Source organism: Paenibacillus koleovorans NBRC 103111 (genome assembly GCF_004000845.1).
Classification (GTDB): domain Bacteria; phylum Bacillota; class Bacilli; order Paenibacillales; family NBRC-103111; genus Paenibacillus_AA; species Paenibacillus_AA koleovorans.
The window spans coordinates 22648-33352 of sequence record NZ_BIMA01000078.1 but is presented as its reverse complement, the minus strand read 5'-3'; the positions used below and the strand labels follow the sequence as shown (position 1 = coordinate 33352).

At 59.0% G+C, this 10705-nt stretch carries 8 protein-coding genes; 2 read left to right on the top strand and 6 right to left on the bottom strand.

Annotation, left to right across the window (positions count from 1 at the left end; all coding sequences use genetic code 11):
* Positions 1-109 precede the first annotated feature (109 nt).
* On the bottom strand, positions 110-634 hold the full coding sequence (locus PKO02S_RS22155) for a YfiT family bacillithiol transferase (RefSeq protein WP_127586266.1): 525 nt from the start codon (positions 632-634) through the stop codon (positions 110-112).
* 22 nt (positions 635-656) lie between these two features.
* A complete protein-coding gene (locus PKO02S_RS22150; protein WP_127586265.1) occupies positions 657-1082 on the bottom strand; it encodes an RbsD/FucU family protein in 426 nt (141 codons plus the stop codon).
* A 144-nt stretch (positions 1083-1226) separates the two neighbouring features.
* Between PKO02S_RS22150 and PKO02S_RS22145 the strand changes: the two genes are divergently transcribed.
* The gene (locus PKO02S_RS22145) at positions 1227-2234 is read left to right on the top strand and encodes a LacI family DNA-binding transcriptional regulator (RefSeq protein ID WP_127586263.1); all 1008 of its coding nucleotides are present in this window, start codon (positions 1227-1229) and stop codon (positions 2232-2234) included.
* 68 nt (positions 2235-2302) lie between these two features.
* Here PKO02S_RS22145 and PKO02S_RS22140 read toward each other — a convergent pair whose 3' ends face one another.
* Positions 2303-3076 (bottom strand): SDR family NAD(P)-dependent oxidoreductase, encoded by a 774-nt coding sequence (locus PKO02S_RS22140; RefSeq protein ID WP_127586261.1) that lies wholly within the window; start codon positions 3074-3076, stop codon positions 2303-2305.
* Between the two features lie 203 nt (positions 3077-3279).
* Here PKO02S_RS22140 and PKO02S_RS22135 point away from each other — a divergent pair, with 203 nt between their 5' ends.
* Positions 3280-3480, top strand: coding sequence for a hypothetical protein (locus tag PKO02S_RS22135; protein WP_127586259.1), 201 nt, complete (start codon positions 3280-3282; stop codon positions 3478-3480).
* Between the two features lie 26 nt (positions 3481-3506).
* On the opposite strand, the gene PKO02S_RS22130 is transcribed toward PKO02S_RS22135, so the two are convergent.
* The 3 genes from PKO02S_RS22130 to PKO02S_RS22120 form a co-directional block, all read right to left on the bottom strand.
* Positions 3507-4991 (bottom strand): glutamate synthase subunit beta, encoded by a 1485-nt coding sequence (locus PKO02S_RS22130; protein ID WP_127586257.1) that lies wholly within the window; start codon positions 4989-4991, stop codon positions 3507-3509.
* Positions 4992-5006: 15 nt separating this feature from the next.
* A complete protein-coding gene (gene gltB, locus PKO02S_RS22125) occupies positions 5007-9623 on the bottom strand; it encodes a glutamate synthase large subunit (RefSeq protein WP_127586256.1) in 4617 nt (1538 codons plus the stop codon).
* A 202-nt stretch (positions 9624-9825) separates the two neighbouring features.
* The gene (locus PKO02S_RS22120; protein WP_127586254.1) at positions 9826-10635 is read right to left on the bottom strand and encodes an SDR family oxidoreductase; all 810 of its coding nucleotides are present in this window, start codon (positions 10633-10635) and stop codon (positions 9826-9828) included.
* Positions 10636-10705: the final 70 nt, after the last annotated feature.

Here is a 10705-nt window from a genome sequence, read left to right as displayed (position 1 = left end):
ACGTCCCTCTTACGCTTTAGCGCTGTAAAGCACTTAAACTTTCTAAAAATGTAAATAAAAACCGTTCTCTCCGGCAGGAGGAACGGTGGTTTAGTCGGAAGTTATTGGATTACTGCCATCCCATCCGCTGCTTCAGCGCTGCAATGTGGGCGAGATGGTGATGATTGTGCCAAACCAAACGCTGCGCAGCGACCGCCAAGGTCATCCTTCCATGGGTCGGACTCACGAACGTGCGATCAAAATGGGATGGCTGCAGGCTGCGAAGCAGGATGATGAAACGGCTATGCAAGCTTTCCAATAACGTGATAGAGAGCTCTACATCAGCCGTGTAATCGGCAAGCTCTGCAAAATCCGCCTCCCGATATGTCCCTGCGGTCGGTTGCTCTTCCGTTAGAGCACGTTTAAACCGAAGGATTGCGTTCATGTCATTGTCCGCCAGATGATGAATGACTTGACGCACTGTCCAGCCGCCTGGACGATACGGCGTGTCCAACTGGTTAGGCCGCCAATCTCGCACCGTCTCTCGAAGCAGAGGGGCAAACCGCAACAATTGATCCTCGTATGCTAGCTGCTGCTCCATTCGGAACGATTCCACCGGCTGAAAAGAGCCAATCGGATATCTCAACGGATCCACTGTACAGCCACCTCCAGCCTGGCTACAATACTAGTCCTTTTTTCAAAATCACGTTCGCATACTGGGAAAGCTCGCCGGTCGCCACGATCGCATAGGAACGGCGCGCCCGCTCGTAAAAGGCGAAACGTTCGATGAACTCGAACGGCTGGTCGTTGCCCGAAGCGTCCACTACTTGGCGATATGTATTCCAAATATGCGGCATCACAGGGTCGCCCGGGATTACTTGCATCAAACCTACCGAACGTTCCACATACGGGTCCAGCGGGAACAGCTCGAGAATGGCCTCCAGCAGTACCGGGATCGGGTGCCCGTCGCAACGAACGAGCCTGGCCGCATTGCTCGCAGCAGGGAAATGCGCATCCCCCAGCACCAACTCGTCGCCGTGGCCCATCTCCATCATTATTTTTACAAGCTCAGGGGGTAAAATCGCGGGAATTTTTTTCAGCATGATCTTCACCTCGTCCTTGATCTTCTCACTTGTCCGGATAATTTTGCGTTATCGATAACCAAAACATATCGTGGAATGTGGTTGCTGTCAATGCTTTTATTGGGTAAGATGGAGGCACGGAAATTAACCAAAAGGACGAGCGATATGATCACGATCTACGACATCGCCAAACGCGCCAACGTCTCCGCCATGACGGTCTCTCGAGTTATCAATAACTCTGGACGCATCAGCGAGAAGACGAAAGCCAAGGTAAAAAAAATTATGGAAGAGCTGAACTACGTCCCCAATTCCACGGCTCGCAGCTTGGTGAAGCAGGAAACGAAGACGCTCTCTCTGCTCATTACGGATGTGACCAACCCGTTCTACACCACGCTGGCTCGTGGAGCTGAAGACGCCGCCATGCAGCTGGGCTACAAGCTGCTGCTCGGCAACAGCGATGAGAACTTGGTGAAAGAAAAAGAATATGTCGACATCATCCTGTCCACACGTGTGGATGGGGTGTTGTTCGCTCCGGCCGGAGACGGCTCGCTTGACCATCTCCAGTCGCTGCAGCGGCATCGAATTCCGTTCGTCCTGCTCGATCGGGAAGTGCCGGGCATCGAATCCGACATGGTGGTTGGTGAGAGCAAGGAAGGGGCGCGGCAGCTCGTGGGCCATCTCATTAAGCTGGGGCATAAGCGAATTGCGCTTGTGAACGGGTCCAGCACGATTTCGACCGCCCGACAACGGTTTACCGGCTACTGGGAGGCGCTCAAGCTGAACGATATTCCGTTCGACGAGCGGCTCGTCATGGAGCTTGGCTACAAGCAGCTGGAGGACGCCAGCCAGCTCGATCCGCTGCTGCAGCTGGAAGCCCCGCCGACGGCGATATTCGCCGCCAATAACTTCCTGGCGGTCGGCATCGTCGCCGCGCTGCGCAGCAAACGGATTCGAGTGCCCGACCATATGTCGATCGCCTGCTTCGACGATCTTGGGCTCGCGTCGCTGCTGAACCCGTTCCTGACCGTCGCCTCGCAGCCGGCCTACCAGTTCGGGTTTCTGGGAACACAACTGCTCGTCGAGCGCATCCAGCAGAAATTAGACTCGAACTGGCGCAAAATCATTCTCCCCTCCGAATTGATCGCTCGAGAATCGACTCGACAGTTGGGGTAGAATGCCGCTCCTACCGAACCAAAAGGCTGCCGATCCTGACGGATTGACAGCCTTTTTCCCACACTTGCTTAGGCGTTTTTCCCGAATACTACGCCACCGTCGATGTACAGCGGCGAACCCATCATGAACTTGCTGTCGTCGGAGGCAAGGAATAGCGCCGCCTTGGCCACATCGTCCGGACGGCCGAGATCGCCGCTCAGCTGACGCGTCTTGAGCGAAGCGATCGCCGCCTCTGGATCCTCGTAGGACGTACGGAGATAGTTCTCGACGAACGGCGTCATGATCGTGCCTGGAAGTAAGGCGTTGACGCGGATGCCGTACGAGGCGTAATCGACTTGCATCGACTTCGTCAGCGAGAGCACGGCGCCTTTCGTGGCGGCGTACGAGGCGCGACGGGCAAGCCCGATCTCGGCGATGCAGGACGACATGTTGATAATCGAGCCGGACTTGCGCTCCATCATATGCGGCAGCACGTATTTGCTTGGAATGAACACGCCTTTGATATTGATCGACAGGATGCGGTCCAACGTGTCGGGCTCGATCTCGTGCAGCGCGCCTACGCCGCTGATGCCGGCATTGTTGAAGAGCACGTCGATATGACCGTACTTGGCGATCACTTCTTGGACGAGGAGCTCCATATCCGTAGGGCTCGTCACATCGCCGCGGATGAACTCGGCATTGCCGCCGGCAGCGCGAATTTGCTCGACCGTGTCGGTCCCCTTCTGCACGTCGAGATCGTTGACGATGACGACGGCCCCCTCTTGGGCGAACAGGAAGGCGGAAGCTTGGCCGATGCCGGAGCCGGAGCCGGTAATAATCGCTATTTTATTCGCTAGTCTCATAGGGATGACCTCGCTTTATAGGTAGTTATGCTACCGATAACATAACAACTTATCTGATAACCTGTCAACTAAAAAATGACGGCCGCCCGCGCTTGCGAAGGCGCTGGCGGCCGTATATCCCCGCTCGTTTGGCGTGCTGGGACAATTTGCTTTATAATGGTCGAAGAACCGATAAAGAACCGATTTCGGAAAGGGTGCTGATTGTGGGTTTAGTCGATATCGGCGGCATCGCGCCGCAATTTTTCGTTACGACCGTCTTTTTTCTCTTGTTTATTTTTGGAGCGATTAGCTTGGGCATTCTTCGGTTGTTTCAACAAAGGGTGCGGTTTGGCCTCATTTCGATCATCGTAGGAGCCGTTGGTATAGCAGCCTATGTGATCGTCTTGAACCGTTGGCTGATCTAGCGAGCGAGACGGCTTCCCTTGCCCGCTTAAGGCAAATTAGTGTGACCCATCAAATAGCGGTCGCATTCTCTGGCGGCTTCCCGGCCTTCGTTGATGGCCCAGACGACCAGACTTTGCCCGCGGCGCATATCCCCTGCTGCGAATACGCCGTCGACATTGGTGGCGTATTTGCCGTATTCGGCCTTCGCATTGGACCGTTCGTCCCGCTCGACACCGAGCTGTTCGAGGAGCGGATTTTCAGGCCCCATGAAGCCCATCGCGAGCAGTACGAGCTGCGCCGGATACACCTTCTCGCTGCCCGGCACTTCCACCGGCGAGAAGCGGCCCTGCGCATCCTTCTGCCACTCGATGCGCACGGTGTGCAACTCCTTCAGCTTGCCGTTCTCATCCCCAACGAATTTCTTCGTCGAGATCAAATATTCGCGAGGGTCGTCTCCGTACAGGGCGGCCGCTTCCTCTTGCCCGTAGTCGAGCTTATACACCTTCGGCCATTCCGGCCAAGGGTTGCTCGCCGTTCGCTCGAGCGGCGGCTTCGCCATAATCTCGAACTGCACGACGCTCCTGCAGCCGTGCCGGATCGAGGTGCCGACGCAGTCCGTGCCCGTGTCGCCGCCTCCAATGACGATGACGTCCTTGCCTGCGGCGGAAATATGTGCGCCGTCCTCGTGGTTCGAGTCGAGCAGGCTCTTCGTGTTGCGGCGGAGAAACTCCATCGCCGGATGGATGCCTTCGAATTCGCGCCCTTCGATCGGCAGATCGCGAGCTTTCGTCGCGCCACCGCACAACACGATGGCGTCGAAATCACTGCGGAGCTGCTTGGCGTCGTAGTTGACGCCTACCTCGATGCCGGTGCGGAACGTTACGCCTTCCTCCGCCAGCAGATCGACGCGTCGCTGCACGATCGACTTGTCCAGCTTCATGTTCGGGATGCCGTACATGAGCAGCCCGCCGATTCGGTCGGCGCGCTCGAATACCGTGACAGTGTGGCCGGCTTTATTAAGCTGAGCGGCGGCTGCGAGTCCGGATGGTCCGGAGCCGATGACGGCTACCTTCTTGCCCGTGCGGACAGCCGGCGGCTGAGGCGTAATCCAGCCTTCGTCGAACCCTTTGTCCACGATCGACTTCTCTATGCTCTTGATCGTCACCGGGGAGCCGTTCAACCCGACGGTGCAGGAGCCTTCGCACGGAGCCGGGCATACCCGTCCCGTGAATTCGGGGAAGTTGTTCGTCTTGTGCAGCCGATCCAGCGCTTCGCGCCAAAGTCCGCGATACACGAGGTCGTTCCACTCGGGTATGAGATTGTTGATCGGGCAGCCGGAGGCCATACCTGCGATCAGCTTGCCCGTGTGGCAGAACGGAATGCCGCAATCCATGCAGCGCGAGCCTTGCGTCTGCAGTTCTTCCTTAGGCAGCTTCTGGACGAATTCCTTCCAGTCGCCGATCCGCTCCAGAGGCGGCCGTTCCGTCGCCGTCTGTCGCTCATAGTCGATAAATCCGGTCGGTTTTCCCATCGTACCGTCTCCCCCCTAATTGCCGCTCACACGGGACAAATCTCTCATATTTTCCTCGAAGGCGGCCATGACGGCGTCCTCGTGGTTCATGCCATTCACCTTGCCGCGCTCGATCGATTCGAACATCCGCTTGTAGTCCTTCGGAACGACTTTGATGAAGCTCCAGACGAGCTCCTCCCATTTGGCGATGACGCGATGGGCGATTTCGCTGTCCGTGAACTTTGCGTGGTTGCGGATCATGCCCAGCACCTCATTCACCTCATAGGAGGCCTCGAGCTGCTCGAACAGCACCATTTCCTTGTTGCAGCGCTCCTTGAACGTACCGTCCTCGTCGAAGACGTAGGCGATGCCGCCCGACATCCCCGCCGCGAAGTTGCGGCCCGTCTTGCCCAGGACTACGACGCGTCCTCCGGTCATATATTCGCAGCCGTGGTCGCCGACACCCTCGACGACGGCGCGCACGCCGCTGTTCCGGACGCAGAACCGCTCGCCGGCGATGCCCCGAATATACGCTTCGCCGTTGGTAGCGCCGTAGAACGCTACGTTGCCGATAATGATGTTCTCATGCGCGGCAAAGGACGATTGCTCCGGCGGGAAAATGATGATCTTGCCGCCTGACAGCCCCTTGCCGACGTAGTCATTGGCGTCGCCTTCGAGCGACAGCGTCATGCCGTTCGGCATGAAGGCGCCGAAGCTCTGGCCCGCCGAGCCGCCAAAGTGGAAGCGGATCGTGTCGTGAGGCAGCCCTTCCGCGCCGTAGCGGCGCGTCACCTCGCTGCCGGTGATCGTTCCTACGACACGGTTCGTGTTGCGGATCGGGAGGATCGCATGCACGTGCTCGCGCCGCTCCAGCGCCGGCTCCGCCAGTGCCAGCAGCTGCTGGCGGTCGAGCGACTCGTCGAGGCGGTGATCCTGCTGGATGCTGCAGAAGCGCCCGACATGGTCCGGAACGTCCGGCCGGTACAGCAACGCGTTCAGGTCGACGAGCTTCGCCTTCCAATGCTCCTTCGAGCCGTTGTCCGGGAACGTGGTCGGTTCGAGCAGATCGGTCCGGCCGACCATCTCTTCAATCGTGCGGAAGCCAAGCTCCGCCATCAGCTCGCGCATGTCCTGCGCGATGAACCGCATGAAATTGACCGCATACTCCGGCTTGCCGGCGAACTTCGCCCGCAGGTCCGGATTTTGTGTCGCCACGCCTACCGGGCACGTGTCCAGGTGGCACACGCGCATCATCACGCAGCCGATCGAAACGAGCGGCGCGGTCGAGAATCCGAACTCCTCGGCGCCGAGCAAGGCGGCGACTACGACGTCGCGGCCGGTCATCAGCTTGCCGTCGGTCTCGACGACGATCCGGTCGCGCAGCCCGTTCAGCAGCAGCGTCTGATGCGTCTCGGCGAGACCGAGCTCCCACGGCAGACCGGCATGTTTGATGCTCGTGCGCGGGGATGCCCCCGTGCCGCCGTCGTAGCCGCTGATCAGGACGACGTCGGCGCGTCCCTTCGCGACCCCTGCGGCAATCGTACCGACGCCTACCTCGGATACGAGCTTGACGTTGATACGGGCGCGCGGGTTGGAGTTCTTCAAATCATGGATAAGTTCAGCCAAATCCTCAATCGAATAAATATCGTGATGCGGCGGAGGGGAAATGAGACCAACGCCCGGAGTCGAGCCGCGTACTTCGGCAATCCACGGATACACCTTCTTGCCCGGCAGTTGGCCGCCTTCGCCCGGCTTGGCGCCTTGCGCCATCTTGATCTGGATCTCGTCGGCGTTGACGAGATATTGGCTCGTCACCCCGAACCGCCCCGACGCCACTTGCTTGATCGCGCTGCGGCGCAGGTCGCCGTTCGCATCCGGCGTGAACCGCTTCGGATGTTCGCCGCCTTCGCCGGTGTTGCTCCTGCCGCCGATGCGGTTCATCGCGATGGCGAGCGTCTCATGCGCCTCCGAGCTGATCGAGCCGTAGGACATCGCCCCGGTCTTGAACCGGCGGCATATCGCCTCGACAGACTCGACCTCGTCGATCGGAATCGGCCCGCGTCCTTCCTGCTTCTTGAACTGCAGCAAGCCGCGAAGCGTCGCCGTCTGGCGGGAATGGTCGTTCACCATCGCCGCATACTGCTTGAACTGCCCGTAATTGTTCGAGCGCACCGCATTTTGCAGCGCGTGGATCGTCTCCGGCCGGTACAAGTGCAGATCGCCGTCGCGGCGGTATTGGTACTCGCCGCCTGCGTCGAGCGTCTTGTCCCGTCCGTCCTGGCCTTCCGGCGGATACGCCCGTCGGTGGCGGAACAGCGCCTCCTCCGCAATCACATCCAACCCGGCTCCTTCTATTCGAGTTGGCGTCCAGGTGAAATACTTCTCGACGAACGTTGCCTGCAGCCCGATCGCCTCGAAAATTTGCGCGCCACGGTAGCTCTGAATAGTGCTGATGCCCATCTTGGACAGCACCTTCACGACGCCCTTGGTGGCGGCTTTGATGTAGTTGTAGACGGCTTTCTCAATCTTCACGCCGGTCAGGATGTTCTGCGCGATCATTCCGTCCAGCGACTCGATCGCCAGGTAAGGATTGATCGCCCCCGCGCCATAGCCGAGCAGCAGCGCGAAGTGGTGTACCTCGCGCGGCTCGCCGGACTCGACGAGCAAGCTCACCTTCATCCGCGTGCCGACGCGGATGAGGTGGTGGTGCAGCCCGGCCAGCGCGAGCAGCGCCGGGATCGCCGCAAGGCCTGCGCTCACGCCGCGGTCCGACAGGACGAGCATCGTCGCGCCTTGCGCGATCGCTTCGTCCGCTTCGCCGAACAGGCGCTGCAGCGACGCCTCGAGCCCTGCCGCTCCTTCCGCAGCGGGAAACAAAGTGCTCAGCGACACCGTGCGGAACCCTTCGCGATCGATATGCTTCAGCTTGGCCAGCTCTTCATTACTCAGAATCGGAGACTTCAACCGGATCTGACGGCAGCTCTCCGGCTCCGGCTTGATCAAGCTGCGCTCCGGTCCGATCGTCGTCCCGACCGCTGTGATCAGCTCCTCGCGGATCGCATCGATCGGCGGGTTCGTTACCTGCGCGAACAGCTGCTTGAAATAGTTGTACAGCAGCTGAGGCCGATCGGACAGCACGGCCAGCGGCGTATCGATGCCCATCGAGCCGATCGCCTCGACGCCCGAGCTGGCCATCGGCTCCAGCACCTTCGTCAAGTCCTCGAAAGTGTAGCCGAACGCTTGCTGGCGCTCCAGCAGCGTATGGCGGTCCGGATCCGGCAGCGTCGGCGCGTCCGGCAGCTGCTCCAGGTCGGCCAAATGCTGCTCGACCCACTCCTTATACGGCTGCTCGGCCGCGATCGAGCTCTTGAGCTCCTCGTCGGAGACGATGCGCCCTTTCTCCGTGTCCACGAGCAGCATTCGCCCCGGACGCAGCCTATCCTTCTTCACGATCCGTTCCGCCGGGATGTCCAGTACGCCTACCTCCGACGACAATACGATCAGATCGTCCTGCGTCACGCAATAGCGCGCCGGACGAAGACCGTTCCGATCAAGCACAGCCCCGATCACCGCCCCGTCGGTGAAGCAGATTGCCGCCGGGCCGTCCCATGGCTCCATCAGGCAGCTGTGGTACTCATAAAACGCTTTCATCTCCGCACTCATGCTCTCATGGTTCGACCATGGCTCGGGAATCATCATCATCGCCGCATGCGGCAGCGAACGTCCGGTCAGCATGAGATACTCGAGGCAGTTGTCGAACATCTGCGAGTCGCTGCCCTCCGTATCGATGATCGGCAGCAAGCTCTTGAAATCGTCGCCGAACAAGTCGGTCTCGTCCATCGCTTGGCGAGCCCGCATCCAGTTCACGTTGCCTCGCAGCGTGTTGATCTCCCCGTTATGGATGAGGAACCGATACGGATGCGCCCGCTCCCAGCTAGGGAACGTATTCGTGCTGAATCGCGAATGCACGAGCGCGAGCGCCGTCTCGAACGACGGGTTCCGCAGATCGGTATAATAGTCGCTTACTTGCGCCGGAGTCAACATGCCCTTGAAGACGATCGTCCGACTGGACAAGCTCGGCAAATAAGCCTCCTTGATTCCCGCGGCCAGGAACGCATGCTCCGACCGCTTGCGCACCGCATACAGCTTGCGCTCGAACGCCAGACGGTCCGCGCCCGGTTCGCCTCCGCCGATGAACAATTGACGGACGATCGGCTCCACCGACTTCGCCGAATCGCCGAGCGTCGCGTTGTCCGTCGGGACGTCGCGCCAGCCGAGCACCGTAAGCCCGACTCCTGCAACGAAACCTTCCATAATCGTTTCGCATTGCTTTCTTGCATCCGCATCCTTCGGCAGGAACACCATTCCTACGCCGTACTTTCCTTCCTCCGGCAGGCGAATCTGCAGCTCTTGACACACTTGACGGAAGAACGAGTGGGGAAGCTGCATCAAAATCCCCGCCCCGTCGCCCGTATTCGTCTCGCAGCCTTGTCCGCCTCGATGATCGAGGTTACATAACACCTGCATAGCTTGACGGATGACGTCATGGGAGCGGCGACCGCGGATGTCGGCTACAAACCCGATCCCGCAGGCGTCGCGTTCAAACCGGGGATCGTATAGCCCTTGCTTGCTGGGAATACCTGTTTTCCGCATAAGCCGCACCTTTCCGTGTTGAAATTTGTCCGTTTTGTGTCTGAAAATATGTTGTTTCCACCGTAGCATATTTTGAAAACGATGCCTATAACTCCAATTATTATGTTTTCTTATGAATTTTCACGAAAATACTTATAAGTAAAAAACCCGTCATCTTCCTCTATATATAAGGAAGAAACGGGTTTCTTACCTGTATCTCTTTCTAGCGCAGCAACGATTCAGCTCCGTCGATGTAGATAGGCGTCCCTGTAATATGGCTGGAGGCATCCGAAGCGAGGAACAGGACCAGCTCCGCCACTTGCTCCGGCTCGCCGGATTTGTGCTCCAGCGGCTGACTGCCGTCCGGGTACTCGATCCGGATCTTGACCTCCTTCAGCTCCGGTGTCGGATGCGTATTTTCGCTAATATTCGTCTCAATCGAGCCGGGACATATCGCGTTGACCCGGATACGGTACCGCGCCAGCTCAAGCGCCGCCATCTGCATAAACGCAACCTGCCCGGCCTTGGACGTCGCGTAAGCCGACATGCCCATGCCGGTGAACGTCCGGTTGCCGTTGATGGAGCTCGTTATTATGACGCTTCCTCCCTGCTTCTTCAAATAGGGAACGGCGTACTTGACCGTGAGAAACGTCCCTTTCAAATTCGTATTCAGCGTCTCGTCCCAATCCTCGGGCTCCATCGACTCGATCGGCGCTAACGTCCCATTGATACCCGCATTGGCAAACACGATGTCGACCCGTCCCCAACGATCCGCCGCCGCCTTAACCGCAGCCCCCACGCGTGCGGGATCCGAGACATTCGTATCGGCCACGATCGCTTCGCCGCCTGCCGCTTCGATCTCGCGATACACTTGCTCCGTTCGCTCATCCTTCAAGTCGACCAAGCAGATGCACGCCCCTTCTCGTGCCAACAGCAGCGCCGCCGCACGCCCGATACCGGAGCCGGCTCCTGTCACGATCGCTACCTTGCCATATACCTTGCCGCCATGCGACGCTTTCGATAGATCTGTCATCTTTTCTGCCTCCCTAGGCCAGAATCATCAACCAACCTGGCTAGTCTGCCACCACTTTACGACCTCTATT